The organism is Campylobacter sp. US53 (genome assembly GCF_004378995.1).
In the GTDB taxonomy this organism is placed as follows: Bacteria; Campylobacterota; Campylobacteria; order Campylobacterales; family Campylobacteraceae; genus Campylobacter_D; species Campylobacter_D jejuni.
Window position 1 is genome coordinate 135,825 of sequence record NZ_RYYH01000002.1, and the last position, 26,940, is coordinate 162,764.

22 protein-coding genes and 4 tRNA genes are annotated in these 26,940 nt (G+C 31.8%); 15 read left to right on the plus strand and 11 right to left on the minus strand.

All coding sequences use genetic code 11. The features are described from left to right. The first annotated feature begins 7 nt into the window (after positions 1–7). From ELQ05_RS02890 to ELQ05_RS02900, 3 genes are read left to right on the plus strand one after another with little or no spacing between them, the layout of a single operon-like run. Positions 8–544, plus strand: a complete 537-nt coding sequence (locus ELQ05_RS02890) for a purine-nucleoside phosphorylase (protein WP_070316606.1) — start codon at positions 8–10, stop codon at positions 542–544. Between the two features lie 22 nt (positions 545–566). Further along, positions 567–1,637 (plus strand): 23S rRNA (adenine(2503)-C(2))-methyltransferase RlmN, encoded by a 1,071-nt coding sequence (gene rlmN / locus ELQ05_RS02895; RefSeq protein ID WP_070316607.1) that lies wholly within the window; start codon positions 567–569, stop codon positions 1,635–1,637. Continuing rightward, on the plus strand, positions 1,634–1,732 hold the full coding sequence (locus ELQ05_RS02900; RefSeq protein ID WP_070240248.1) for a hypothetical protein: 99 nt from the start codon (positions 1,634–1,636) through the stop codon (positions 1,730–1,732). Before rlmN ends, ELQ05_RS02900 begins: the two co-directional genes overlap by 4 nt. Before the next feature lie 13 nt (positions 1,733–1,745). Here the strand turns inward: ELQ05_RS02900 and ELQ05_RS02905 are convergent. Beyond that, a tRNA-Met gene (locus ELQ05_RS02905) sits at positions 1,746–1,822 on the minus strand. A gap of 134 nt (positions 1,823–1,956) precedes the next feature. On the opposite strand from ELQ05_RS02905, the gene ELQ05_RS02910 reads away from it, so the two are divergent. The 6 genes from ELQ05_RS02910 (at position 1,957) to ELQ05_RS02930 (ending at position 3,964) form a co-directional block, all read left to right on the plus strand. Beyond that, positions 1,957–2,044: transfer RNA gene (locus tag ELQ05_RS02910), tRNA-Ser, on the plus strand. 113 nt (positions 2,045–2,157) lie between these two features. Then, entirely contained in the window at positions 2,158–2,727 is a 570-nt protein-coding gene (locus tag ELQ05_RS08375; RefSeq protein WP_243832729.1) for a hypothetical protein, read from the plus strand. Between the two features lie 14 nt (positions 2,728–2,741). Continuing rightward, entirely contained in the window at positions 2,742–3,002 is a 261-nt protein-coding gene (locus ELQ05_RS08380) for a hypothetical protein (RefSeq protein ID WP_243832730.1), read from the plus strand. A gap of 249 nt (positions 3,003–3,251) precedes the next feature. Beyond that, positions 3,252–3,327 (plus strand) — tRNA-Ala (locus tag ELQ05_RS02920). 3 nt (positions 3,328–3,330) lie between these two features. Next, positions 3,331–3,406 (plus strand) — tRNA-Val (locus tag ELQ05_RS02925). 27 nt (positions 3,407–3,433) lie between these two features. Then, positions 3,434–3,964 carry a GNAT family N-acetyltransferase gene (locus ELQ05_RS02930; protein ID WP_134239923.1) on the plus strand — a complete coding sequence of 177 codons (531 nt, stop codon included), beginning with the start codon at positions 3,434–3,436 and terminating at the stop codon, positions 3,962–3,964. On the opposite strand, the gene leuD is transcribed toward ELQ05_RS02930, so the two are convergent. Genes leuD through leuA form a run of 4 tightly spaced genes read right to left on the minus strand, consistent with a single transcriptional unit; the run spans position 3,944 to position 8,555 of the window. Further along, positions 3,944–4,546 carry a 3-isopropylmalate dehydratase small subunit gene (leuD, locus tag ELQ05_RS02935; RefSeq protein ID WP_096702759.1) on the minus strand — a complete coding sequence of 201 codons (603 nt, stop codon included), beginning with the start codon at positions 4,544–4,546 and terminating at the stop codon, positions 3,944–3,946. The two genes, ELQ05_RS02930 and leuD, sit on opposite strands and share 21 nt — an antisense overlap. Position 4,547: 1 nt before the next feature. Then, the gene (leuC, locus tag ELQ05_RS02940; RefSeq protein WP_134239924.1) at positions 4,548–5,960 is read right to left on the minus strand and encodes a 3-isopropylmalate dehydratase large subunit; all 1,413 of its coding nucleotides are present in this window, start codon (positions 5,958–5,960) and stop codon (positions 4,548–4,550) included. After that, positions 5,947–7,023, minus strand: a complete 1,077-nt coding sequence (leuB, locus tag ELQ05_RS02945; RefSeq protein WP_088303439.1) for a 3-isopropylmalate dehydrogenase — start codon at positions 7,021–7,023, stop codon at positions 5,947–5,949. Before leuB ends, leuC begins: the two co-directional genes overlap by 14 nt. Continuing rightward, positions 7,020–8,555: a 2-isopropylmalate synthase gene (leuA, locus tag ELQ05_RS02950; protein WP_134239925.1), complete on the minus strand. Its 1,536-nt coding sequence runs from the start codon at positions 8,553–8,555 to the stop codon at positions 7,020–7,022. Before leuA ends, leuB begins: the two co-directional genes overlap by 4 nt. 320 nt (positions 8,556–8,875) lie before the next feature. On the opposite strand from leuA, the gene ELQ05_RS02955 reads away from it, so the two are divergent. Next, positions 8,876–9,505, plus strand: coding sequence for a hypothetical protein (locus ELQ05_RS02955; protein WP_052785408.1), 630 nt, complete (start codon positions 8,876–8,878; stop codon positions 9,503–9,505). A 27-nt stretch (positions 9,506–9,532) separates the two neighbouring features. Here ELQ05_RS02955 and ELQ05_RS02960 read toward each other — a convergent pair whose 3' ends face one another. The 4 genes from ELQ05_RS02960 to ruvC form a co-directional block, all read right to left on the minus strand. Then, entirely contained in the window at positions 9,533–10,180 is a 648-nt protein-coding gene (locus tag ELQ05_RS02960; RefSeq protein ID WP_070316610.1) for an outer membrane beta-barrel protein, read from the minus strand. 137 nt (positions 10,181–10,317) lie between these two features. Then, complete coding sequence (gene queF, locus ELQ05_RS02965) at positions 10,318–10,701, minus strand: preQ(1) synthase (protein ID WP_070209957.1); 384 nt, start codon at positions 10,699–10,701, stop codon at positions 10,318–10,320. 248 nt (positions 10,702–10,949) lie between these two features. Then, a complete protein-coding gene (gene flgE, locus ELQ05_RS02975) occupies positions 10,950–13,523 on the minus strand; it encodes a flagellar hook protein FlgE (RefSeq protein ID WP_134239926.1) in 2,574 nt (857 codons plus the stop codon). A gap of 203 nt (positions 13,524–13,726) precedes the next feature. Then, complete coding sequence (ruvC, locus tag ELQ05_RS02980) at positions 13,727–14,209, minus strand: crossover junction endodeoxyribonuclease RuvC (RefSeq protein ID WP_011050020.1); 483 nt, start codon at positions 14,207–14,209, stop codon at positions 13,727–13,729. Between the two features lie 95 nt (positions 14,210–14,304). Here ruvC and dnaA point away from each other — a divergent pair, with 95 nt between their 5' ends. From dnaA to gyrB, 3 genes are all read left to right on the plus strand, one after another. After that, positions 14,305–15,627, plus strand: coding sequence for a chromosomal replication initiator protein DnaA (gene dnaA, locus ELQ05_RS02985; RefSeq protein WP_070295531.1), 1,323 nt, complete (start codon positions 14,305–14,307; stop codon positions 15,625–15,627). Positions 15,628–15,786: 159 nt separating this feature from the next. Next, positions 15,787–16,854, plus strand: coding sequence for a DNA polymerase III subunit beta (dnaN, locus tag ELQ05_RS02990; protein ID WP_002855594.1), 1,068 nt, complete (start codon positions 15,787–15,789; stop codon positions 16,852–16,854). 28 nt (positions 16,855–16,882) lie between these two features. Continuing rightward, entirely contained in the window at positions 16,883–19,192 is a 2,310-nt protein-coding gene (gene gyrB, locus ELQ05_RS02995; protein WP_057031568.1) for a DNA topoisomerase (ATP-hydrolyzing) subunit B, read from the plus strand. A 25-nt stretch (positions 19,193–19,217) separates the two neighbouring features. Here gyrB and ELQ05_RS03000 read toward each other — a convergent pair whose 3' ends face one another. Next, on the minus strand, positions 19,218–19,559 hold the full coding sequence (locus tag ELQ05_RS03000; RefSeq protein WP_002853099.1) for a monoheme cytochrome C: 342 nt from the start codon (positions 19,557–19,559) through the stop codon (positions 19,218–19,220). Between the two features lie 2 nt (positions 19,560–19,561). Then, positions 19,562–20,800, minus strand: coding sequence for a sulfite oxidase (locus ELQ05_RS03005; protein ID WP_070316613.1), 1,239 nt, complete (start codon positions 20,798–20,800; stop codon positions 19,562–19,564). A gap of 203 nt (positions 20,801–21,003) precedes the next feature. Here ELQ05_RS03005 and ELQ05_RS03010 point away from each other — a divergent pair, with 203 nt between their 5' ends. Both ELQ05_RS03010 and gltB read left to right on the plus strand, forming a co-directional pair. Then, positions 21,004–22,311, plus strand: a complete 1,308-nt coding sequence (locus ELQ05_RS03010; protein ID WP_134239927.1) for a Na+/H+ antiporter family protein — start codon at positions 21,004–21,006, stop codon at positions 22,309–22,311. A gap of 133 nt (positions 22,312–22,444) precedes the next feature. Further along, the gene (gltB, locus tag ELQ05_RS03015) at positions 22,445–26,935 is read left to right on the plus strand and encodes a glutamate synthase large subunit (protein WP_070316615.1); all 4,491 of its coding nucleotides are present in this window, start codon (positions 22,445–22,447) and stop codon (positions 26,933–26,935) included. The last annotated feature ends 5 nt before the right edge of the window (positions 26,936–26,940 follow it).

Genomic DNA, 26,940 nt, shown 5'->3' on the forward strand with positions numbered 1-26,940 from the left:
GATCAAAATGATTGTTTGTGCGGGTGGAAATGAAAATTTTTCTTTTGCAAAAGCTATAGGTATAGGTTTGGTTGAATCAGCTTTTCATTTGAGTCAACTTTGCTTCAAAGAAAAACCATCAAAACTTATATTTATAGGAACTTGTGGGCTTTACGATAAGGGTAAAATTTTAGAAATTTACAAAAGTTCACACGCTTTTAATGTAGAATTTTCTAAAATTTCACATGCTTTTTATACTCCTACAAAATATGAAATTTGTTTAGAAAAAGAAAATGTTTCTCGTGAAACAATCAAGATCAATTCTTCAAATTATATTTGTCAAAATTCAAAAGCAGCAAAAGAATTTTCGAAATTAGGTTTTTTTGCAGAAAATATGGAAGCCTTTTCTGTTTTAAGTGTAGCTAAAAATTTAAATATTGATGCAGAGTGTATTTTGTGTGCAACAAATTTTTGCAATGAAAACGCTCACGAAGATTTTATAAAAAATCATCAAAAGGCAAAAGAAAAATTAGAAGAATACTTAAAAAAATATCATTATATTTAAAAATTCAAAAAGGAAAATAATTTTGAAAGAGCTTGTTAATATTTTAGATTTTTTACCTGAAGAATTAGGAGAAAAAATCAAACCGATGTTTCGCGTGAAACAAATTTATCAATGGATTTATCAAAAATATGCCAATAATTTTTCCGATATGTCAAGTTTGCCAAAAGATTTGCGTTTAGAACTTGCGCAAAATTTTCATTTTTCCCCTGTAAAATGTGTTAAAAATGAGCAAAGTAAAGATGGAAGTATAAAATATCTTTTTGAACTCGTTGATGGTTTAAGGGTAGAAAGTGTGCTTTTGCCTATGAAAGAAGAAAAAATAGATGCAGAAGGCAAAAGAATTTCTCATGCAAGATACACTATCTGTGTTTCTTCTCAAGTGGGTTGTAAAAGTGGATGCAGTTTTTGTCTTACTGCCAAGGGTGGTTTGAAAAGAAATTTAAGTGCAGGGGAGATAGTCGGACAAATTTTATGGATCAAAAAACAAAATAATATCCCTTATGAACACCGTGTAAATATAGTATATATGGGTATGGGCGAGCCTTTGGATAATCTTAAAAATGTTTCCAAAGCGGTAAAAATTTTAGCACAAAATGATGGGCTTGCCATAAGTCCTCGCCGTCAAACCATCAGTACTAGCGGTTTGGCAAAACAAATCAAAGAATTAGGTCAAATGAATTTAGGTGTTTTACTTGCTATATCATTACATGCGGTTAATGACGAGCTTCGAACCGAACTCATGCCTATCAATAAAGCTTATAATATCGCTGCGATTATGGATGCGGTGCGTGAATTTCCTATAGATCAAAGAAAAAGAATAATGTTTGAATATCTTTTGATCGATGGTATCAATGATAAGCTTGAACACGCCAAAGAATTAGTTAAACTTTTAAATGGCATTAAAGCTAAAGTAAATTTAATACTCTTTAATCCACATGAAGGAAGTTTATATAAACGTCCTAGTTTAGAAAATGCGATTAAATTCCAAGATTTACTCAGCAATAAAGGTGTAACTTGCACTATAAGAGAAAGTAAAGGACTTGATATCTCAGCTGCTTGTGGACAGCTTAAAGAAAGGGCAAAAGAACAATGACAATACTAGATATTTTCGAAATCGTTTTTATAACAGCTGTTGTGATTATAGGTTTTGGTGGAATTGTTTTTGTAGTAACAAAAGAAAAAAAATAATTATTACACTTAATGGTGTCAAGGGGGAGACTTGAACTCCCGACCTCCGGCTTATGAGACCAGCGCTCTAACCAGCTGAGCTACCCTGACTAAAAATAAAAATATAATTATACTACTTTTTACTAAAAATTTTCTGATTTTTTAAAAAATAATTTTATTTTCAATATTTAAAAAATTTCTTTATTTTTAAAGCTTTTATAGATATAATGAATTCTTTATTTCATAGACAGGTGTCCGAGCGGTTGAAGGAGCACGCCTGGAACGCGTGTAAAGTGCAAGCTTTCGAGGGTTCGAATCCCTTCCTGTCTGCCATTCTTATTTTTAATATTTAAAATATTATTGTTTTGTCAAAAGTTATTTTATTGTTTATAAATTCTTAAATTTTTGATAAAATTTTAAAAATTTTATTTATCAGGTTTTTTATAATGCTACAATCAAGACTTTTGATGAATTTAAAAGGAATAGGAATATCTTTTATACCAAGAAATTTTTTTCAAATAAATTTAGATAAAATTTTTAATGATATTTTAAAATACAATATTAAAGACTTAGAAGAAATACAAGCTCGAGTTAAATATTATAATCAAATAAATGAATTTTTTACACCTACAGCAAAGGAAAAAATAGGAAAATTTCCTTTTAAAAGCACCTCTTATGCTTTTGATGCTTATGAAATCAGTAAATACTTTAAAGATGAATTTTTATGGAATAAAGAATTTGGCGATGTAAGACATACTTTTAAAGAAGCAACTATTTGCAAATCGAGATCTTTGGAAAATAATATAAATAATATTTTATTAAAACTTGATAAAAATAGGCACTTTTGCTTTTTAAAAGATAACATAAACTATGAAAATAAAAAGGATATAGCAATATTTAGAGGAGCAGTATATCAAAAACATAGAAAAGAATTTTTTGATTCTTATTTTAGTAGAACTTTTTGCGATATAGGAGATACTTCAAAACAACCTAGCCAATGGAAAAAAACTTTTTAAACAAAAAAGAACAAATGAAATATAAATTTATAATTTCTTTAGAGGGTAACGATGTAGCAAGCAACTTAAAATGGGCTATGAATTCTAATTCTTTAGTTTTAGCTCCAAAAATAACTTGCGAAACTTGGTTTATGGAAGGAACTTTAAAACCAAATTATCACTTTGCTTTGATTGATAATGAGAATTTGTCAGCAGTAATTGAATATTTTAAAGTCGCCCAAAAGATGCATTGGAAATTATTAATAATGCTCATCAATATATTAAGAAATTTTTAGATAAGAAAAAAGAATTCCATATAGGAATTTTGGTTTTGACCAAATATTTTTATTATTCTAGACAACTTGAACTTAACAAAAAAAGAGATATTTTAGAATTAATCAAATAGTAAAATTACTCTCATTAATTCTCTAATTTTTCATAAAAAATAAATCTTTTTATACATATATTACATCATAAATTAAAAATTTGATTTTAGTTTTCAGCCAAAAACAAGTAATATTGCGATAAAATCTCAGACTTATAAAGGGGCATTAGCTCAGCTGGGAGAGCACAACGCTGGCAGCGTTGGGGTCAGCGGTTCGAACCCGCTATGCTCCACCATATGGTTCCGTAGCTCAGCTGGTAGAGCACTACCTTGACATGGTAGTGGCCGTTGGTTCAAGTCCAATCGGAGCCACCATCACCCTTCCTTATACAAAGGATTATCATGCAAAACACTATCATACAAAAAGCCGTCCATAAAGATTTAAATTCTATACTTGAAATCACAAAAGATGCTTTAAATGCTATGAAAGCTATGAATTTTCACCAATGGGATGAGAATTATCCCAATGAAATAGTTTTTCAAGAAGATATACAAGCACAAGAACTTTATGTGTTTAAAGAAAATGATGAAATTTTAGGCTTTATCTGCATCAATGAAAAATTTGAACCTGAATTTTACAAACAAGTTATTTTTAACAAAAATTATGATGATAAAGCCTTTTATCTACACCGTTTAGCCGTCAAACAAAATGCAAAAGGCAAAGGCGTAGCACAAAAACTTTTAAATTTTTGCGAAAATTTTGCCTTGGAAAATCACAAGGCAAGTTTAAGAGCAGATACTCATGGTAAAAATTTTCCTATGAATTCGCTTTTTAAAAAGCTTGATTTTAATTTTTGTGGAAACTTTGACATACCTAATTACCAAGATCCTTTTTTAGCTTATGAAAAAATTCTAAACCAAAAAGCTTTTTGAGTTTTTTTCATAGGCTTTGATTTGTGCTTCATGTTTTAAAGTCAAAGCTATATTATCAAGTCCTTCCAAAAGACAAGTTCTGTGAAAATCATCTAAATCAAAAGAAAAAGTCTTATCTTTAAAAATTACTCTTTTTTCCAATAAATAAATTTCTATATTTTTATCTCGGGATTTTTTTAACTCCTCAACTATTTCTAAAACCTCATCTTTAACAAGTTCTATGGTAAGCAAACCATTTCCTAAGGCATTGTTTTTAAAAATATCCGCAAAAGAAGGTGCGATAATAGCTCTAATACCATAATCAACCAAAGCCCAAGGCGCATGCTCTCTTGAAGATCCACTACCAAAATTTTCAAAACTTACCAAAATAGAACTATTTTGATATTCTTCTTTGTTAAGATTAAAATCCATATTTAAAACACTTTCTTTATCATCCAAATAGCGCAAATCATGGAACAAATGCTTACCAAAACCTTGCTTAGACACTGCAAGTAAAAATTGCTTAGGTATAATTTGATCTGTGTCTATGTTAGCATATTCTAAAGGACAAGCTATGCCTTTATGTATAATAAATTTTTGCATATTAAACTCCTAAATACTTTCTATTATCACAAATAACACCTTCTATGGCACAAGCTGCCGCACTTGCAGGACTCATCAAATGAGTGATAGAACCTTTACCTTGTCTGCCTACAAAGTTACGATTTGAAGTTGAAGCAACTCTTTGACCTGAATTTGCTTTATCATCATTCATACCAAGACACATAGAACACCCTGCATATCTCCACTCACACCCTGCCTCAATAAAAATCTTATCAAGCCCTAAATTTTCAGCTTCTTTTCTTACTTGCATTGAACCAGGCACGATTAAAGCTTTAACATTTTTATGAATTTTATGCCCTTTTAAGATATCAGCGGCTATTTTAAGATCTTCTAAACGCCCATTTGTGCAAGATCCTATAAATACAATGTCGATTTTTACCCCTTCTATAACTTGATCTTGCTCTAAATTTACATAAGATAAAGCATCAAGCAAAGATTTTTGCTCACTTTGATTTTTAAAATCACTTATTTTTGGAATTTTTTCATCTATACCAATCACTTGCGAAGGATTTGTTCCATAGCTAATTTGTGGTTGTATCTTGCTTACATCTAGAGTAATACTCTCATCATATTTTGCTCCTTCATCACTTCTTAAACTCTTCCAATACTCACAATACTTTTGAAATTCTTCTCCTTTAGGTGCAAATTCCTTTCCCTTAATATACTCAAAAGTGATCTCATCAGGAGCTATCATACCTACTTTAGCTCCAAATTCTATAGCCATATTACAAAGAGTCATTCTAGCTTCCATACTTAAATTTCTTATAAGTTCTCCGCAAAATTCTATAGCATAGCCTGTGCCTTTTGCCGTGCCGTATTGTGCGATCAAATACAAAATCAAATCCTTAGCATAAACGCCTTTTTGAAACTGCCCTTTACATTCGATTTTCATAGTTTTAAGTTTGGCTTGTTTTAAAGTTTGCGTTGCCATGACATGCTCTACTTCACTCGTGCCTATACCAAAGGCTAAAGCTCCAAAAGCCCCATGTGTTGCCGTATGAGAATCCCCACAAACTAAAGTAACCCCAGGTAAAGTAAAGCCAAGCTCAGGACCTACTATATGAACTATGCCTTGATTTTTATCTCCAAGTCCTAAAAGCCTTACTCCAAATTCCTTAGTATTTTGCATCAAAGTTGTAATTTGCTCTTTTGCCATATCAGAACAAGCATTTAAATCCATACTTTTAGTTGAAACATCATGATCTATAGTAGCCAAAGTTAAATCCGCTCTTGCCATTCTACGCTTAGCCATTTTAAGCCCTGAAAATGCTTGAGGGCTTGTTACTTCATGGATTAAATGTCTATCAATATAAAGTATAGGAAGTTCGTTTTTGCCTTCATAAACCACATGAGCATCAAAGACTTTCTCATATAAAGTTTTAGCCATTGTCATTCTCCTTTAAAATTTCTAAAATACAATCCCCCATTTCATGGGTATTTAAATACGACTTAGCATTTAAATCCTTAGTCATTTTTCCTTGTGCCAATGCCAAAGATATAGCATTTTCTATATCCTGTGCGGCTTGTTCTTCTTTGAAACTATACTTTAACATCAAAGCCGCACTTAAAATTTGAGCTATGGGATTGGCTATATTTAAATGAGCTATATCAGGCGCACTTCCACCTGCTGGCTCATAAAGTCCAAAACCTTTATCATTTAAACTTGCTGAACTTAACAAACCCAAAGATCCATTAATAGCAGCTAACTCATCACTCAAAATATCACCAAAAAGATTTGAACAAAGCATAACATCAAAAATGCTAGGATTTTTTACAATCTGCATCGCAGCATTATCCACATACATGTACTCTAAGTTTATATCTTGATAATCTTTTGCAACATTTGCCACCACTTCTCGCCACAAAATAGAACTTGCTAAAACATTCGCCTTGTCGATTAAATGGACTTTTTTCTTTCTTATTCTTGCACTTTCAAAAGCGATATGAGCTATCCTTTCTATCTCTTTTTTAGTGTAAATTTCAGTATCATACGCACTTTCTTTACCTAAATCTTGCTTACCAAAATAAATCCCACCTGTAAGCTCTCTAACACATAAAATATCCACTCCTTTTTGGATAATCTCATTTTTTAAAGGTGAAGCATGAGTTAAACTTTCATAAATTTTACAAGGACGCAAATTTGCAAACAAATTAAAATGCTTTCTTAAAGGCAAAAGCGAGGCTCTTTCAGGTCTTTGATCTATGGGTAAATTATCCCACTTAGGCCCACCCACAGAACCAAATAAAATCGCATCACTTTTCTCACAAAGCTTTAAAGTTTCATCACTTAAAGCCACTCCATAAGCATCTATACTTGCACCACCTATTTTAGCTTCATTAAATTCAAAACTAAAATTGTATTTTTGCGCGATAAAAGTTAAAATTTTTAAAGCCTCTTTCATTACCAAAGGCCCTATGCCATCTCCTGCTAAAACAGCTACTTTATAAGTTTTCATGCCATTTTCCTTTCTTCTACTTTTAAAGAGCGATAAATCGCATTGTAAGCACTCACAAAAGCTTGTGCTGAAGCTTCTATAACATCTGTTGAAAGTCCTTTTCCATGGAATTTTCTCCCTTTAAATTCCAAATCCACATCCACTTGTCCTTGAGCATCTACCCCTGAACTTTTTGCATTGATACTATAAGCTTTTAACACAGGCTTTAAATTCGTTATCCTAGCAATGCAGTTAAAAACTGCTTCAACAGGACCATTTCCTGTGCAAGCTTCAGTTTTTAGCTCTTCTTTGATACGCATACAAACACAAGCGGTTGGGATATTGCCACTAATCACGCTTAATTTTTCAAGTATAAATTCATTTTCTTCTTCATTTTCATAGCTTAAAAACATCAAAGCTTCCAAATCATAATCATACACTTGACCCTTTTTATCCGCAAGGCGTAAAAAACGCTCATAAACATCATCTAAATTATAAGTATTTTCATCATAGCCTAAATTTTCAAGGCAAGTTTTTATCATAGCCCTTCCGCTTCTTGCTGTCATTAGCATACGATTTTCATGAATTCCTATGGCACTAGGGCTTATGATCTCGTAAGTTTGCCTATTTTTAAGCACTCCATCTTGATGAATGCCTGAACTATGAGAAAACGCATTGCTACCAACTATAGCTTTATGCGAAGGTATGCTTTCATTAGTGATAGCTGAAACTAATTTTGAAGTTTTAGAGATATTTTCACATTTAATATCAGTATAAAAACCTTTTAAATAATCTTTCCTAGTTCTTATCGCCATAACCACTTCTTCTAAAGCGCAATTGCCCGCCCTTTCGCCAAGTCCATTTATAGTGCACTCTATCTGTCTTGCACCTTGTAAAATAGCACTTAAACTATTGCCCGTTGCCATACCTAAGTCATTGTGACAATGCACAGAAATGATAGCTTTGTCTATATTTGACACTTTGTTAAATAAAATTTTGATGATATTAGCAAATTCACTTGGCAAGGTATAGCCCACAGTATCTGGGATATTTATGGTTTTAGCGCCTGCTTTTATCGCATTTTCTACCATAAAACAAAGATTGTCTATAGGAGTTCTTCCTGCATCTTCACATGAAAATTCTACATCATCAGTATAAGATCTTGCTCTTATAATCGCTCTTTTTGCCATAGACAAAATTTCATCAAAATCTTTTTTTAATTTATCTTGTATATGTAAAGTCGAAGTGGCTATAAAAGTATGAATTCTAAAATGCTTTGCCACTTTTAAAGCTTCATAAGCCATATCTATATCTTTATCCAATGCCCTAGAAAGTGCACAAATGGTTGAATTTTTAACCTTAGAAGCGATATTTTGCACCGCTTTAAAATCCCCTTGTGAAGATACCGGAAAACCTGCTTCTATCACATCTACGCCTAAATTTTCAAGCGCTAAAGCAATTTGTAATTTTTGATTGATACCCAAAGAACTACCTAAAGCTTGTTCTCCATCACGCAAAGTGGTATCAAAGATTATGATTTTATTATCTTTCATGATTTAATCCTTTAAAACCAAACAGACTAAATGAATTTAAAAAATTCAAAAACTTGACAAACAATGATAAAAACTTAAAAATATAAAAAATGATTAAAAATAAAATTGAGTTTTAGAGTGAGAGTTGCAGTAGTAGATTAAAAGTATCTTTACTTTTTTGTTGGACTGAATTTGAAATTTCAAAAATTTGTTTCATCTTTTCCTCCTTTGTTTAAAATCAATCCTTAATGTATCATATTTTTAGTAAATGTATTTGTAAAATTCTTAAATTAAGAAAATTATTGATATAATTGTAATTTTAAGTAACAAAAAGGATGTTGATGTTAAAAGAACTCTTAGAGATTAAAAAAGAAATGGAACCTGTTATTCACGAAGCCAATGTAAAATTAAATATGCTAGCCCGTGAAGTCATAGTCCGAAAAAAAGAATACGAAATTTATGGCCCTATGGTAGATCGTGTTTATCTTGATAATGCCATTTATGTTAAAGTTATGTCAAGTGGACGCGATGTAAAAACAGACAATGTAGCTATAAAAAACGGTTTTTACATGGTTTTTGTCGCCCCTGAAAAGGAAAGTACAAAAGATATCAAAAACAAACTCAAAGTAGCTTATGAGGGACTTGATAACAAATTTATTGCTACGCTCATACGATCTTGCCAACGCTTTAAAGAAATCATAAATAAAACCCAAGCTACACTCGCTAAAGCTTCTAAAATGAATGTAGTAGTAAAAACGAATTTAGGTGAAGCAAGTGCTGCACTAAAATTTAACATCAATATAGAATACACTAGAGATACTCAAAAACTCACTCGCGAAAATTCAAAATCAGCAGGAAGCTTTAGAGATACTAAAACTTATATAAATCTTATAGTAGAAAAAAGCACAGATTCTCAAATTTGTGAAAAATTACTTGATGATGTTGAAAAATACTTTATTGGTGGAGGTTGATAAAATGCAACTTTAAGTTGCATTTTTTTAAAATTTATAAGCATATCCTAAATAAATACTATAGTTTGTTTGTTTAGGATCATAAAAATTTGATCCAATGCTATTTTCATAAAAATTTCTAGAATTATATCTTATTTGTTCAGCTTTAACACCTAGTTCTATTTCATTGTGTTCAGTTAGCTCATATATAGCGCCTGCTTTAACTCCATAAACAAAACCATCAAATTTTTTAGATAAAGATAAACGCGAAGTTTTTAAATCAATATCTGTTCTTGCATAACCAGAATACACACCTAAAACTCCTCTTGTTTTTTCAAAAAGTTCTGGAGTAAAATCATAACCTAATAAAAATTTATTTATAGAAAAATCAGCTTCTATATTAAACTGAGGAGTTGTAATAAAATCATCAAAGCCATCAGAATTAGCATAAAGAAAATAAATTCTATGAAGTTGATTTAAACGATATCCTATTTTCAAATCTAAAACCGGAATATTTTCTATCATATCTCCATTGATCACTGAACTTTTATTCCCATTATGCTTAAGATCGCTTTTTACTTTAGTATGTAAAAAAGCTGCATCAGCACCTATAAAAAAACCAGAATTCTCATCTGCTAAAGCTAAATTTGAAAACAAAGTAGCACTTGCGACAATGCTTAATAATTTTTTATTCATAACCTAACTCCTTATAATAAAATTCGATCTAAAAAATTTAGATCTTTTTATATTATATATTCTTCAAAGGTTAAATAAGATCTTTTTATAAAATATTTAATCTTTACATAAAAATATGTGAATATTTTACTCAAATATTATTTTGGAACAACTATATCACTACGACATTCTATTACCGTATGTACATTTCCACGCGGGTTAAAATCCCCCACAACTTTAATCCATTTTGGTTTTAATTTATCTTTTAAAGTATTATAAATTTCATTGATGCTTGCTTCATGTGAAACATTTCTATACATAAAAGTATTGATATAAAGTTTTATCGCCTTAAGCTCAACCACAAATTTATCAGGCATATACTCAAGATAAATCGTCGCAAAGTCAGGATAACCTGAACGCGGACAAGTACACATAAATTCAGGTAAAGTGATTTTAATGATATAGTCATTTTTCGCATCATTTGGCCAAATTTCCATATTTTCTACATCAAATTCTTTGATTTCTTTTTCACCATAACGCATAGATTTTCCTTAAAAATTTAAATTCAAGCAAAAATTATAACAAAATAAGTTTTTAAAACGATTATGATACAGATAAGAAAATGCAATTTTATTGCAACTCACTCCTAGCAAGAGTGAGTTAGCAATAAATTGAAGGCAGTTCAAGCCTAAGCCTAGTATTACAAGACTACCAAGATAGGCTTGTAAAGCAAGGCTTGCTCCCTTTAAGGGAGCAAAAAACAATATTTTATAGAATATTAAAGCTTAAATTATTGTTTAAGCTGGATCAAGGTTTGAAGCATTTGATCACTCGTTGAAATGGTTTTAGAGTTTGCTTGATAACCCCTTTGAATGATGATAAGTTCAGTTAAAGAACGGCTTAAATCCACATTTGACATTTCAAGAGCTGAGGTTTTCATCTCACCACGACCACCTGTTCCTGCTTCACCTACTACTATAGAACCACTATTTGCAGTGACTTTGAAAAGATTTCCACCTATTTCTTCAAGACCTGAGTTATTAGCCACTGAAGCCATAGCTATTTTTGCTACTGCAAAAGTTTTACCATTGGTAAATTCACCTAAGATATTACCTTTATCATCAACGCGGATTGCATCAGGTTTTAAGTTTCCTGAAGTATAACCATCAGTTGCTTGAGAAGTTAAAGTTGAAGCTGAATTTGAACTTACAAGACCATCATTGCTTCCACTTGTTCCAAAAGAAAGTTTGATTTGTTGGTTTGGTGCAGCACCATTATTTGGTGAGAAATTTATAGTTCTTGGAGTATAATTTGATAAAGATCCATCGTTGTTAAATCTTGCACTACCTACGATAATATTGTTCGGACCTTCTCCTGTAGTGTTAATCTCTGCAGGTTCAGGTACACGGATAATCATTTGCCATTCATTACCCCCATCTTGAGTAGTGCTTTGTTTGACAAATTGCACTTCTAAAGTGTGTTTTGATCCCAAAGAATCATAAATTTCAAGTCCAGCTGAAAAAGCGCTAAGTTTTAAAAGTTCGCTTTGTTTAACTTGATTTCCTGCAGGAAAAGATCCATCAAGACCTTTAAAGATCTTTGTAAAAGCATCATTGGTACTTACAGTGCCTTTCTCATCTGTATAAGAAGTAATGTTAAAATTCATATTGTGAGCATTAAAAGTTAATGCTTCTTGTTTATTTGATAAAACAGGGCTTTTTGAAGTTTCATTAACATTAGTGATAGAAAAAGCTCCTGATGAATTTACCACCACTTTAACATTTTCATTTACATCTGCTGCAGCAAATGTTCCACTTCCATCATAATCCACCCCATATCTTGCATCTCTTTGTAAAAGTTCTCTTAAATCCTCAGTAGTGTGAAAAGTCCTTACATTGGTATTTAATAAAGATCCATTCATTACTGCATTATAATAATTTTGCGAACCTACACTAGCAGTATCCGTTCCTGCCCAAGTAGTACCATTATCTCCTGTTCCTTGAACATAAGCATAACCTCCATCAGGATTATACATAGGAGGAAGAGTTTGAGCTGAAGAACTATAAATGTATTTATGTGCAGTGATAACTTGAGCATTTCTACCACCTGTTAAATTATTAGCTTGCCCACCATTACCTCCAGTAGCTGTCCATAAAGAAGCATTATTTTGATCTACCTTTGCATAACTAAATGAACCTTCAGCTCCATTTTCTCCATCTTTCCAAGTTGCTGTCCAAACTTCACCTGCAGTATTATCAGAATTTACTACAAGATTGATATTTTTCATACTATCTGTGGTACCATCAGAATTTGTATTGACAAAATCAATTCCACTTCCATCTTTATTTTTAACTGCTTTTACTCCTGTTCCTGTTCTTGTGTCATTAGAAGCTGTGAAAGTGTTAATATAAGTTATAGCTTCATCTATACTTGTTATATTTTCATTTTCTATTTTAACACCATTTAGAACTATGCTTAATTTTGTTTTTTGATTGCCATTTCCCCAAAAGGCTGCAGTTTGGTTTTGGTGTAAATTTGAATCAAAAGCACTTACACCTAATTTATTGGTAGAATATTGTGCATCTGTATATGAAACCCAAATTCCTTGTCCATCTCTTAAATTTAAGCCTTGGCCATTAGAATTAAATAAAGAAGCCGCATCCACACCTTTTTCAGTTACTTCAACTGAATTTTTAGAAGTAGTATAAAACTGAGTTGTTCCTGTATCATTTTCATCTTTAGTTTCACTTGTTTTTACATTATATCCATGAACAGAATCAAGTGCATATAAAGGGGTACTAGCTGTGCCTATACTAAGCCCACTATTTAAATTTGCTTTTATTGCAACTTCGGTTGATTGTGCTGCAGGGATATGCATACCTGGATCGATGAAAATATTTTGTGGGCTTCTTGAACTATCTATACTTTGAGTACCCCAGTCTATATTCCATCCTTGAACCACAAAGCCTGCATTATTAACAAAATTTCCATAAGCATCAAGCTTAAAGTCTCCGCTTCTTGTAAGATAGTTTGTAAGACCCCCATCATCACTTACCATAAAGAAACCATCACCATTGATAGCAACGTCAGTGTTTTTATCTGTAGTTTGAACTGAACCTTGAGAGTGAATTCTTGTAGTAGAACTTACTGAAACACCAAGACCGATTTGAAGTGGGTTTGATCCACCTCTTCCGTCAGTTGGTGCTGTAGCGATTTTCACAGTTTGGCTAAACATGGTTCCAAAATCTGCACGAGAGTATTTAAAACCAGTCGTATTAACATTTGAAATGTTATTACCTTCAACATCCATCGCAACTTGATGTGCTTGTAGTCCGCTTACGCCAGACCAAAGTGATCTCATCATCTTAAATCCTTTATAAAATATTGCTTTAAAAATTTAACGCTTTGGCTTTAAAAAACTTTTGCGTTTATGTGAAATTTTACAAGCAAGTTCTGTTCCAACTTTTAAAATTTTTTAGGAAATTTTATAAAAAATATAGAAAAAATTTAAAGGTATTTTAGGAGTTTATGAAGCTTTGGACTTTTATGTAATGAAAATTACCAAAATCATACCCTAACTCTTAAATTTGCTGCATGGGTTAAAGCCACTGCGATAGCATCTGTGATATCTAAAGGCTTGATATCTTTACTAAGTCCTAAAAGTCTTTTTACCATAAAAGCAACTTGTTCTTTGGTTGCTTTAGCTTTTCCTGTAACGGCTTTTTTCACTTGTAAGGGAGTGTATTCTGCAAAATCTCCATGAATTTGAAGAATTTTTAAAGATAGAGCTCCACGAAATTGTGCGAGTTTTAAAACGGTCTTTGGATTGTAAGCAAAAAAGATATCTTCTATGGCTACCTCATCAAAAGAATGGTTTTTAAAAATTAAATCCAAACCCTCACAAAGCTCTGTGATTTGATACTGTAAGGTACTCGGCTTTATCTTTATAAGTCCTGCTTCTATGAGAATGTTTTTTCCTTTGTTGGCTTCTATGATAGCATAACCGCAATTTCTCGAACCTGGATCTATACCTAAAATTTTCAAATTCATACCTTTTGAAAAATAAAATACAAAAGCGGATTTTAACCTTTTTTTATGAAATTTAAGATAAAATTTATACATTATGCAAAATTTAAAGAGAGATTATGAATCCAAGCCAAATACTTGAAAATTTAAAAAAAGAATTAAGCGAAAATGAATACGAAAACTACCTATCAAATTTAAAATTCAACGAAAAGCAAAGCAAAGCAGATCTTTTGGTTTTTAACGCTCCAAATGAACTCATGGCTAAATTCATACAAACAAAATACGGCAAAAAAATTGCGCATTTTTATGAAGTGCAAAGCGGAAATAAAGCTATCATAAACATACAAGCACAAAGTGCTAAACAAAGTAACAAAAGCACAAAAATCGACATAGCTCATATAAAGGCACAAAGCACGATTTTAAATCCTTCTTTTACTTTTGAAAGTTTTGTTGTGGGGGATTCTAACAAATACGCTTATGGAGCATGTAAAGCTATAACACATAAAGACAAGCTTGGAAAACTTTATAATCCTATCTTTGTTTATGGGCCTACAGGACTTGGAAAAACACATTTACTTCAAGCAGTTGGAAATGCAAGCTTAGAAATGGGAAAAAAAGTTATTTACGCTACCAGTGAAAATTTTATCAATGATTTTACTTCAAATTTAAAAAGTGGCTCTTTAGATAAATTTCATGAAAAGTATAGAAACTGCGATGTTTTGCTTATAGATGATGTGCAGTTTTTAGGAAAAACCGATAAAATTCAAGAAGAATTTTTCTTTATATTTAATGAAATCAAAAATAACGATGGACAAATCATCATGACTTCAGACAATCCACCCAACATGCTAAAAGGTATAACCGAACGCTTAAAAAGTCGTTTTGCACATGGGATCATAGCTGATATAACTCCACCTCAACTAGATACAAAAATAGCCATCATAAGAAAAAAATGTGAATTTAACGATATCAATCTTTCTAATGATATCATAAACTATATCGCCACTTCTTTAGGGGATAATATAAGAGAAATCGAAGGTATCATCATAAGTTTAAATGCTTATGCAACCATACTAGGACAAGAAATCACACTCGAACTTGCCAAAAGTGTGATGAAAGATCATATCAAAGAAAAGAAAGAAAATATCACTATAGATGACATTTTATCTTTGGTATGTAAGGAATTTAACATCAAACCAAGCGATGTGAAATCCAATAAAAAAACTCAAAATATAGTCACAGCAAGACGCATTGTGATTTACCTAGCTAGGATACTTACAGCTTTGACTATGCCACAACTTGCGAATTATTTTGAAATGAAAGATCATACAGCTATTTCACATAATGTTAAAAAAATCACAGAAATGATAGAAAATGATGCTTCTTTAAAAGCAAAAATCGAAGAACTTAAAAACAAAATTCTTGTTAAAAGTCAAAGTTAAGTGAAAGGATGTGAAAAATAAATTCTAGAGTGTGAAAAAAAGAAATTAAGCAAAGTATGATAAAATACAAATTTGATTATTTTGCTTTGAAGAATTTCACAATTTCAACAAGCTTATTATTACAACGAATTTAAAATTAAAATAAACCAAGGAGAAAAAATGAAGTTAAGTATCAATAAAAATACTTTAGAATCTGCAGTGATTTTATGTAATGCTTATGTAGAAAAAAAAGATTCAAGCACCATTACTTCTCATCTTTTTTTTCATGCTGATGAAGATAAACTTCTTATTAGAGCTAGTGATTATGAAATAGGTATCAACTATAAGATAAAAAAAATCCGCGTAGAATCAAGTGGTTTTGCTACTGCAAACGCAAAAAGTATTGCAGATGTTATTAAAAGCTTAAACAATGAAGAAGTTGTTTTAGAAACCATTGATAATTTTTTATTTATAAGACAAAAAAGCACAAAATACAAACTTCCTATGTTTAATCATGAAGATTTTCCAAATTTTCCAAATACAGAAGGAAAAAACCAATTTGATATTGATTCAAGTGACTTAAGTCGTTCTCTTAAAAAGATATTACCAAGTATTGATACAAACAACCCAAAATACTCCTTAAATGGTGCATTTTTAGATATAAAAACAGATAAAATTAACTTCGTAGGAACTGATACAAAACGCCTTGCAATCTATACTTTAGAAAAAGCAAATAATCAAGAATTTAGTTTTAGTATCCCTAAAAAAGCTATTATGGAAATGCAAAAACTTTTCTATGAAAAAATAGAAATTTTTTATGATCAAAATATGCTTATCGCTAAAAATGAAAATTTTGAATTCTTTACAAAACTTATCAATGATAAATTTCCAGATTATGAAAAAGTTATACCAAAAACTTTCAAACAAGAACTCAGTTTTTCAACTGAAGATTTTATAGATAGTCTTAAAAAAATCAGCGTTGTAACTGAAAAAATGAAACTTCATTTTAACAAAGATAAAATCATCTTTGAAGGTATAAGTTTAGACAATATGGAAGCAAAAACAGAACTTGAAATTCAAACAGGAGTAAGTGAAGAATTTAATCTTACTATAAAAATCAAATATTTACTTGATTTTTTAACTTCTATAGAAGAAGAAAAATTCACTTTAAGTGTAAATGAACCTAATTCAGCATTTATAGTCAAATCCCAAGGACTATCAATGATTATCATGCCTATGATTTTGTAATAAAACAAGTAAAAGATAAAGGAAAAATATGCAAGAAAATTACGGTGCGAGTAATATTAAAGTCCTAAAAGGCCTAGAAGCTGTTAGAAAACGCCCAGGTATGTATATAGGAGATACAAACATAGGCGGACTTCATCATATGATTTATGAAGTTGTGGATAATTCTATCGATGAAGCTATGGCAGGACATTGTGATACTATAGATGTAGAAATCACTACTGAAGGAAGCTGTATAGTTAGTGATAATGGTCGTGGTATTCCTGTTGATATGCACCCAACTGAAAATATGCCAACTTTAACTGTTGTTTTAACTGTCCTTCATGCAGGGGGAAAATTCGATAAAGATACTTACAAAGTTTCAGGTGGTTTGCACGGTGTTGGGGTTTCGGTTGTAAATGCACTCTCTAAAAAACTTGTAGCTACAGTTGAAAGAAATGGAGAAATTTATCGTCAAGAATTTTCAGAAGGTAAAGTTATCAGTGAATTTGGTGTGATAGGAAAAAGTAAAAAAACAGGAACAACTATAGAATTTTGGCCTGATGATCAAATTTTTGAAGTAACTGAATTTGATTATGAAATTTTGGCTAAAAGATTTCGTGAACTTGCATACTTAAATCCAAAAATCACTATAAATTTTAAAGATAACCGCGTAGGCAAACATGAAAGTTTTCACTTTGAAGGTGGAATTTCTCAGTTTGTTACAGACTTAAATAAAAAAGAAGCTTTAACTAAAGCAATTTTTTTTAGCGTAGATGAAGAAGATGTGAATGTTGAAGTAGCTTTGCTTTACAATGATACTTATAGTGAAAATTTACTCTCTTTTGTAAATAATATCAAAACCCCAGATGGTGGAACACACGAAGCTGGTTTTAGAATGGGCTTAACTCGTGTGATAAGTAACTATATAGAAGCAAATGCAAGTGCTAGAGAAAAGGACAATAAAATCACGGGTGAAGATGTGCGTGAAGGTTTGATCGCTGTTGTAAGTGTAAAGGTGCCTGAACCACAATTTGAAGGACAAACCAAAGGAAAACTTGGTTCAACTTATGTGCGTCCTATAGTTTCAAAAGCAAGTTTTGAGTATTTGACTAAATACTTTGAAGAAAATCCTATCGAAGCTAAAGCTATAATGAACAAAGCCTTAATGGCAGCTAGAGGAAGAGAAGCAGCGAAAAAAGCTAGAGAATTAACGCGTAAAAAAGAAAGTTTAAGCGTAGGAACTTTACCAGGGAAATTAGCTGATTGTCAAAGTAAAGATCCAAGTGAAAGTGAAATTTATCTTGTGGAAGGGGATTCTGCAGGAGGTTCTGCAAAACAAGGTAGGGAAAGATCTTTCCAAGCTATACTGCCTTTGCGTGGTAAAATTTTAAATGTTGAAAAAGCAAGATTAGATAAAATTTTAAAATCTGAGCAAATTCAAAATATGATTACCGCTTTTGGCTGTGGTATAGGTGAAGATTTTGATCTTTCAAAACTTAGATATCATAAAATCATCATCATGACAGATGCGGATGTTGATGGATCTCATATACAAACCTTACTTTTAACTTTCTTCTTCCGTTTTATGAATGAACTTGTAGCAAATGGACATATTTATCTAGCACAACCACCTTTATATCTTTATAAAAAAGCTAAAAAGCAAATTTATTTAAAAGATGAAAAAGCTTTGAGCGAATACCTGATAGAAACAGGAATAGAAGGTTTAAACTATGAAGGTATAGGAATGAATGATTTAAAAGATTATTTAAAAATCGTTGCAGCTTATCGTGCGATTTTAAAAGATCTTGAAAAGCGTTTTAATGTAATTTCTGTAATACGCTATATGATAGAAAATTCAAATTTAGTTAAAGGAAATAATGAAGAATTATTTAGTGTAATCAAACAATTTTTAGAAACACAAGGACACAATATCTTAAATCATTATATCAACGAAAATGAAATTCGAGCTTTCGTTCAAACTCAAAATGGCTTAGAAGAACTTGTGATCAATGAAGAACTTTTCACTCATCCATTATATGAAGAAGCAAATTATATTTTTGATAAGATTAAAGATAGAGGCTTGGAATTTGATAAAGATATTTTAGAAGTTCTTGAAGATGTTGAAACCAATGCTAAAAAAGGTGCTACTATACAACGCTATAAAGGTTTAGGGGAAATGAATCCTGAGCAACTTTGGGAAACCACAATGGATCCAAGCGTAAGAAGACTTTTAAAAATCACTATTGAAGATGCACAAAGTGCAAATGATACCTTTAATCTCTTTATGGGTGATGAGGTTGAACCAAGACGCGATTATATCCAAGCACACGCTAAAGATGTAAAGCATTTGGATGTGTAAATTTATCATTGAAGAAATGATTTCTTCAATGAGTTTTGTTTTGTAAGAGTATAGCTAGAGGAATTCTTCTTCTTGTATCGTATTTTTCTCCATAATATTTTTCAAGATAATTTAAAATTTTTTCTTCATCTTCAGGTTCTATTTCCCAAAGTCCTTCACTATCTTGCATCCATCTTATAGCTGCTAACCAAGCTTTTCTACTTGCATGCATATTGGTAATGAGATTAGATCCATGACAAGCTAAACAATTTGCTTCCACTAAAGGTGAATCAGGATCGATAATCAATCCTGTATCAGGGTTAATTTCAAGATTTTGAGCCCAACTTGCACTTAAAAACAATGCTAAGATCAATATAATTTTTTTCATACTTAAACTCCATAAACATTAACTCTATGGCATGCATTATTGATATATCCTCCTGGATTCCACTGTGCTAAAACCATAGGTTGACTGTTACCTTGACTATCGATAGCTCTTGCCCAAATTTCATAATATCCTTTTGTTGGTATTGATATTTGAGCACTCCATTTTTGCCATGCTAATCTATTTAATGGTTTTTCTACCTTTGCTTTAGTCCATGTTACGCCATAATCATTGCTTACATAAACTTCACTAACTTCAAGTTCTCCAGCCCAAGCTTTACCTCTAACTTCAAATTTTTTATTTGCTTTTATTTCAGAACCATTTTTGATATTAGTAATTACAGATCTTATAGGCATTGATTCTATGATTTTCATCTCGCCTTTATAGTTAAAATCTCCTGGTTTTACCGGATTTACAGGAACTTTATAAGAACCTTCCATTTTTTCACCATCATGAATTTTATTTCTTACTGAAATTTTATAAAGCCATTTACCGCTTGTACTTGCAGGGTAACCACCACAAACAAGTCTAAGTGGATAGCCATTGACTAAAGGAATATCTTTGCCTTCATAAGCCCAAGCTATTAGAGTTTCATCTTGTAAAGCTTTAGAAATAGGAACTCCTCTACTAATAGGTGAAGTTTCTTCACCATTTAATTTTGTATCTATGCCATAATATCCGATATAAACTGCATTATTTTTGATGCCACAATCTTTTAAAATATCTTTTAAACGCACTCCTGTCCATCTACCGCAAGCTACTGCACCATAACCCCATTGAGTTCCTTTTGTGCTAGGTATAACTTCGGATCTACCATTTCCACCGCATTCAACTGTTAAGGCATAAGTATAGGTTTTAAATTTCTTTTTTAAATCTTCTATGGTGTAAGATTTTTTATTGATAATGCTTTCTCCATCAATTTCTAAAGTCCAACCTTTGTGAAGTCTTTCTTTTATCGTTTCTAGGCTTGGTGGTAAGCCATTATTTCTAACAAAGAAATTTTCAGGTTTGGTAAAATCAGAATCAAGAGCATAAATTTCAGTTTCTGCTGTTAATGGTTTTTCGCCATGGTAGATAAGATCTTTTTTACCTTCTATTTTAAAATCAGGCAATTCTTTTGCCAAAGCCTTACTTCCTAAAAAATTCTCAAAAGAAAAATTTGACAATACGCTAATACCAAGCAAACCAAATCCTATATTTTTTAAGAAATCTCTGCGATCTTCTTTTTGATTGTTTTGTTTCATTGAAATATCCTTATATTTTTATGATTTTTTTATTTTATTATAAATTTTAGGAATTTAAATAATTGATTATATTAATCTTTTTGATTAAAAAAATTAATTATTTTTATAATTTTGCATATTAAAATAAAATCATTATATGTTCGAGTTTTATTACATTTTAACTAAGTTTTTTCTACAATTAAATTTTTAAAATTATTTAAGGAATGATTTTGACTTTACTTACTAATCCTATCATTATCAGTGTTGTTTTGATGACTTTACTTTGTTTGTTTCGTTTTAATGTGCTTTTGAGTCTTTTGATCTCAGCTCTTGTTGCAGGTGTATTTTCTCATCTTGAACTCGTAGATACTATGAATATACTTATAAGCGGAATGAAAGAAAATTTAAAAACAGCTCTTAGCTATATACTCTTAGGGGCCATTGCCGCAGCGATTTCAAAGACAAATTTAACTGCATATTTGATCAAGATAGTAAGTCATTTTATATCTCATAAAAAATATTTATTGCTTTTGTCTATAGCTTTGATTTCTTGTTTTTCTCAAAATTTAATTCCTATTCATGTAGCTTTTATACCTTTGTTGATTCCACCTCTTTTAAGTCTTTTTAATAAACTTAAAATTGATCGTAGAGCGGTTGCTTGTGCTTTAACTTTTGGCCTTACTACGCCTTATATGGTTTTGCCAGTAGGTTTTGGGCTTACTTTTCAAGATCTTTTAAAAGATAATTTAAATGCAAATAATGTAAGTGTATCTTTAAATGATGTTACAAATACTATGTATTTTGCTGCTATTTGTATGATAGCAGGACTTTTTCTAGCGCTTTTTGTGTTTTATTGTAAGCCAAGAGAGTATCAAGAAGTAGAAATTGCTAAAGTGGATTTAGAAAATCTTGAAATGACGCGTAAGGAATGGGGCGTTTTAGCTGGGCTTGTTTTAACTTTAATTTTGCAAATTTTGACTATGAATTTGCCTTTATCAGGGCTTTTGGGTTTTGTTTTAATGGTTATTTTGGGTGGAGTTGAATTTTCAAAAGTCAATGAAGTTTTTGATGATGGGCTTAAAATGATGGGTTTTATAGCTTTTGTTATCCTTGTTGCTGCAGGATATGGAGAAGTTTTAAAAGAAAGTGGATCAGTAGTAGATCTTGTAAATTCAGTCGTTCCTTGGATGGAGAAAAGTAAATTTTTAGCAGTATTTTTCATGCTTTTAATAGGACTTATCATCACTATGGGTATAGGTACTTCTTTTGGAACTATACCTATCATAGCTACGCTTTTTTGTCCTATTTGTTTGGAACTTGGTTTTAGTACAGCACTTATTATATTTATCTTAGGAGTAGCAGGAGCTTTAGGAGATGCAGGAAGTCCAGCCAGTGAAACAACCATGGGAACTACTGTAGGATTAAATGCTGATAAACAACACGATCACATTAAAGATACTTGCATACCAACTTTTATTTTTTATAATGGTCCATTATTGATTTTAGGTAGTATTATCGCCATGTTTTTATAATTTTTACAAATCTATCAAAATATTTTTTAATTTATTTATTTTTAAGATAAAAATTATATCGATTTTAAAAAAATGTATGCTATAATCCTTATAAAGCTAACAAAATTTAAATCAGTCTTATAAGGAGAGCAAAATGGATTTAGAAAATATCCTAGAAAATAATCAAAGCATAGGTTTATATCACCCAAAGAACGAACACGATGCCTGTGGTATCGCTGCAGTTGCTAATATACGCGGTATTGCCTCTTATAAGGTTATTTGTGATGCTTTAGAAATTTTGATGAATCTTGAACACCGAGGTGGTGCAGGAGCTGAAGAAAATTCAGGTGATGGGGCGGGGATTTTGATCCAAATTCCACATGATTTTTTTAAAACTCAAGAATTGGGTTTTGAACTTCCTAAAAAGGGTGATTATGCTGTAGCACAGATGTTTTTATCACCCAATACTGATGCAAAAGAAGAAGCAAAAGAGATATTTTTACAAGGTTTAAAGGATAAAAAACTTGAATTTTTAGGTTTTAGAGAAGTGCCTTTTAATCCTAGCGATATAGGTGCAAGTGCTTTAAAAGCTATGCCTTATTTTTTACAAGCCTTTGTGAAAAAACCAAGTAAAATAAATGCAGGACTTGAGTTTGAAAGAGTGCTTTATAGTACGCGTCGACTTATAGAAAAAAGAGCTATTAATGTGCCAAAATTTTATTTTTCAAGTTTTTCTTCACGTACCATAGTTTATAAAGGAATGCTTCTTTCAACTCAATTGAGCGATTTTTATCTTGATTTTAAAGATGTCAATATGAAATCAGCCATCGCTTTGGTGCATTCTCGCTTTTCGACTAATACTTTTCCAAGTTGGGAAAGAGCCCACCCAAACCGCTATATGGTACATAATGGAGAGATTAATACCATACGCGGAAATGTTGATAGCACAAGAGCTAGAGAAGGCTTGATGCAAAGTGAGTATTTTGAAAATTTAGATGAAATTTTTCCCATCATAGCTAAACCTAGCAGTGATTCTGCAATGTTTGATAATACTTTAGAATTTTTAGCTCTAAATGGTCGCACTTTAGAAGAAGCTTTTATGATGATGGTGCCAGAACCTTGGCATAAAAATGAAAATATGGAAAGCAAAAAGCGTGCTTTTTATGAATATCATTCTTTATTGATGGAGCCTTGGGATGGACCTGCTGCTATAGTTTTTACTGATGGAGTCATTATGGGGGCGAGTTTGGATAGAAATGGTTTTCGTCCTTCAAGGTATTATCTTACAAAAGATGATATGCTCATACTTTCAAGTGAAACAGGGGCTTTAAAACTTGATGAAAAAAATATCAAAGCCAAAAAACGCTTAGAACCTGGAAAACTTTTACTCGTTGATACAGCAAGAGGTAGGGTTATAGCTGATAATGAAATCAAAGAGCATTATGCTAATGCTAAGCCTTATAAAAAATGGCTTAAAAATTTAGTTGAACTTGAAAAACAAAAAAGCGGAGTTTATAAACATCAGTTTTTAAAAGAAAATGAGGTTTTAAAACTTCAAAAAGCTTTTGGTTGGAGTTATGATGAGCTTAAAATGAGTGTGGCTGCTATGGCTCAAAATGGCAAAGAAGCTATAGCAGCTATGGGTGTAGATACTCCTTTGGCTATACTTTCTAAAACTTATCAACCTTTGTATAATTATTTTAAACAACTTTTTGCACAAGTAACTAATCCTCCTCTTGATGCCATAAGAGAAGAGATCGTTACTTCTACAAGGATTTATCTAGGAAGCGAAGGCAATTTATTAAAACCCGATGAAAACAATGCAAAACGCGTAAAAATAGCCCTGCCTGTGATAAGCAATGAAGAACTTTTTGAAGTTAAGGCTTTAAATAAATTTCAAGTTAAAGAATTTTCTATACTTTATGATTATTCTAAAAAAATTTTAGAAAAGGCTTTAGATGAGCTTTGCGTTAAGATAGAAGATGAGGTTAAAAAAGGTGTTTCTATTATCATTTTAAGCGATAAAGGAGTGGATGAAAAAAACGCTTATATCCCCGCTTTGCTTGCTGTTTCTGGAGTGCATAATCATCTAGTAAGAAAAAATTTAAGAACACACACAAGTCTTATCATCGAAAGTGGTGAACCTAGAGAAATTCATCATTTTGCATGTCTTTTAGGTTATGGTGCGACTGTTATTAATCCTTATTTGGTTTATGAGAGCATACAAAAACTCATTGCCAATAAAGATTTAAATTTAAGTTATGAAAAGGCGGTAGAAAATTTCATCAAGGCAAGTTCAAGTGGCATAGTCAAAATTGCTTCTAAAATGGGAGTTTCTACCTTGCAAAGTTATAATGGCTCTGCACTTTTTGAATGTCTGGGCTTAAGCTCTAAGGTGATTGATAAATACTTCACTTCTACAACTTCACGCATTGAAGGTATGGATTTAGAAGATTTTGAAAAAGAGCTCATTGCTTTACACAAACATGCTTTTAACGATACACATAAGGCTTTAGATTCTAAAGGAATTCATGGTTTTAGAAGTGCTAAAGAAGAACATTTAATCGATCCACTTGTGATTTTTAATCTTCAGCAAGCCTGTCGCAACAAAGACTATAAAAGCTTTAAAAAATACTCGGCTTTAGTAGATGAAAAACAAGTTAATTTGCGTTCTTTGATGGAATTTGATTTTAGTGAAGCTATCAGTATAGATAAGGTTGAAAGTGTAGAAAGTATAGTTAAACGCTTTAGAACAGGAGCGATGAGTTATGGTTCTATTTCTAAAGAAGCACACGAGTGTTTAGCACAGGCTATGAATAAAATAGGTGCTAAATCAAATTCAGGTGAAGGTGGCGAGGATGAAGAACGCTATGAAATCAAAGAGGGTGTGGATAAAAACTCAGCCATTAAGCAAGTAGCAAGTGGGCGTTTTGGCGTGGATTTAAACTACTTAAGTCATGCAAAAGAAATTCAAATCAAAGTCGCTCAAGGCGCAAAACCAGGTGAAGGCGGACAATTAATGGGCTTTAAAGTCTATCCTTGGATAGCCAAGGCTAGACATTCTACTGCAGGTGTGACGCTGATTTCCCCACCTCCTCATCATGATATTTATTCTATAGAAGATTTGGCTCAACTTATTTATGACCTAAAAAATGCTAACAAAGACGCTAAAATTTCAGTAAAACTTGTAAGCGAAAATGGCATAGGAACGGTTGCTGCAGGTGTGGCTAAGGCAGGAGCGAATTTAATCCTTGTTTCAGGTTATGATGGAGGTACGGGTGCAAGTCCTAGAACTTCTATACCGCATGCAGGAATTCCTTGGGAGTTAGGTTTGGCTGAAACGCATCAAACTTTGATTTTAAATAAGCTTAGAGATAGGGTAAGATTAGAAACTGATGGAAAGCTTATGAATGGGCGTGATTTAGCCATAGCAGCACTTTTAGGAGCTGAAGAATTTGGTTTTGCAACCGCACCTTTGATTGTTTTAGGTTGTACGATGATGAGAGTTTGTCATCTAAATACCTGTCCTTTTGGTATAGCTACTCAAGATACAGAACTTAGAGATCGTTTCAAAGGCAAAGTAGATGATGTGATTAATTTTATGTATTTTATAGCTGAGGAGCTTAGAGAATATATGGCAAGGCTTGGTTTTGAACGCCTAGATGATATGATAGGTCGCGTGGATAAACTCCGCCAAAAAAGTGTGCAAGGTAAAGCAGGAAAACTAAATTTGGATAAAATTTTAAAATCCTTGCCTACTTATAATAGAACCGCTGTGCATTTTAAAGACTATAAAGATAACAAGCTTGAAAAAACGATTGATTATAGAATTTTACTTCCGCTTTGTAAAAATGCTGTGGAGAAAAAAGAGCCTATCAAACTTTCTTTAGAAGTAGGAAATCAAAGTCGTACTTTTGCAACTATGCTTTCAAGTGAAATTTTAAAAACTTATGGAAAAGATGCTTTAGATGAAGATAGTATCCATATCAAAGCTATAGGCAATGCAGGCAATAGTTTTGGAGCATTTTTGTTAAAGGGCATTAAACTTGAGATTATAGGCGATAGCAATGATTATTTAGGCAAGGGTTTAAGTGGTGGCAAAATCATAGCAAAAATTTCAAATGAAGCCACTTTTTCACCTGAAGAAAATATCATCGCAGGAAATGCTTGTTTATACGGAGCTACAAAAGGCGAAGTGTATTTAGATGGTATAGCAGGGGAAAGATTTTGCGTAAGAAATTCAGGAGCTTTGGCTGTGGTTTTAGGAACAGGCGTGCATGGTTGTGAATATATGACAGGTGGAAAAGTTGTAGTTCTTGGAGATGTGGGTGCGAATTTCGCTGCTGGTATGAGTGGGGGCGTTGTTTATATCTTTGGAAGACACAATGAAGCTCATGTAAATACCGAGCTTGTGGATATTAAAGATCTTAATGCTAAGGATGAAAAAGAATTAAAAGCTGTGATAGAAAAACATATCGCTTATACAGATTCTAAAAAGGCTAAAGATATCTTAGAAAAATTCGATAAAAAAGACTTTTTTAAAGTCATGCCAAGAGATTATGAAAAGATGTTAAAAATGCTTGATCTTTGTAAAAATGAAAAAGATCCAAATTTAGCAGCATTTTTGAAAATCACACAAAAATAAGGAGT

Coding starts and splice junctions, on each gene's coding strand:
- ELQ05_RS02890 (WP_070316606.1), top strand. CDS start 8: ATGATTGTTTGTGCGGGTGGAAATGAAAATTTTTCTTTTGCAAAAGCT.
- ELQ05_RS02900 (WP_070240248.1), top strand. CDS start 1,634: ATGACAATACTAGATATTTTCGAAATCGTTTTTATAACAGCTGTTGTG.
- ELQ05_RS08375 (WP_243832729.1), top strand. CDS start 2,158: ATGCTACAATCAAGACTTTTGATGAATTTAAAAGGAATAGGAATATCT.
- ELQ05_RS08380 (WP_243832730.1), top strand. CDS start 2,742: ATGAAATATAAATTTATAATTTCTTTAGAGGGTAACGATGTAGCAAGC.
- ELQ05_RS02930 (WP_134239923.1), top strand. CDS start 3,434: ATGCAAAACACTATCATACAAAAAGCCGTCCATAAAGATTTAAATTCT.
- leuD (WP_096702759.1), bottom strand. CDS start 4,546: ATGCAAAAATTTATTATACATAAAGGCATAGCTTGTCCTTTAGAATAT.
- leuC (WP_134239924.1), bottom strand. CDS start 5,960: ATGACAATGGCTAAAACTTTATATGAGAAAGTCTTTGATGCTCATGTG.
- leuB (WP_088303439.1), bottom strand. CDS start 7,023: ATGAAAACTTATAAAGTAGCTGTTTTAGCAGGAGATGGCATAGGGCCT.
- leuA (WP_134239925.1), bottom strand. CDS start 8,555: ATGAAAGATAATAAAATCATAATCTTTGATACCACTTTGCGTGATGGA.
- ELQ05_RS02955 (WP_052785408.1), top strand. CDS start 8,876: ATGTTAAAAGAACTCTTAGAGATTAAAAAAGAAATGGAACCTGTTATT.
- ELQ05_RS02960 (WP_070316610.1), bottom strand. CDS start 10,180: ATGAATAAAAAATTATTAAGCATTGTCGCAAGTGCTACTTTGTTTTCA.
- queF (WP_070209957.1), bottom strand. CDS start 10,701: ATGCGTTATGGTGAAAAAGAAATCAAAGAATTTGATGTAGAAAATATG.
- flgE (WP_134239926.1), bottom strand. CDS start 13,523: ATGATGAGATCACTTTGGTCTGGCGTAAGCGGACTACAAGCACATCAA.
- ruvC (WP_011050020.1), bottom strand. CDS start 14,209: ATGAATTTGAAAATTTTAGGTATAGATCCAGGTTCGAGAAATTGCGGT.
- dnaA (WP_070295531.1), top strand. CDS start 14,305: ATGAATCCAAGCCAAATACTTGAAAATTTAAAAAAAGAATTAAGCGAA.
- dnaN (WP_002855594.1), top strand. CDS start 15,787: ATGAAGTTAAGTATCAATAAAAATACTTTAGAATCTGCAGTGATTTTA.
- gyrB (WP_057031568.1), top strand. CDS start 16,883: ATGCAAGAAAATTACGGTGCGAGTAATATTAAAGTCCTAAAAGGCCTA.
- ELQ05_RS03000 (WP_002853099.1), bottom strand. CDS start 19,559: ATGAAAAAAATTATATTGATCTTAGCATTGTTTTTAAGTGCAAGTTGG.
- ELQ05_RS03005 (WP_070316613.1), bottom strand. CDS start 20,800: ATGAAACAAAACAATCAAAAAGAAGATCGCAGAGATTTCTTAAAAAAT.
- ELQ05_RS03010 (WP_134239927.1), top strand. CDS start 21,004: ATGATTTTGACTTTACTTACTAATCCTATCATTATCAGTGTTGTTTTG.
- gltB (WP_070316615.1), top strand. CDS start 22,445: ATGGATTTAGAAAATATCCTAGAAAATAATCAAAGCATAGGTTTATAT.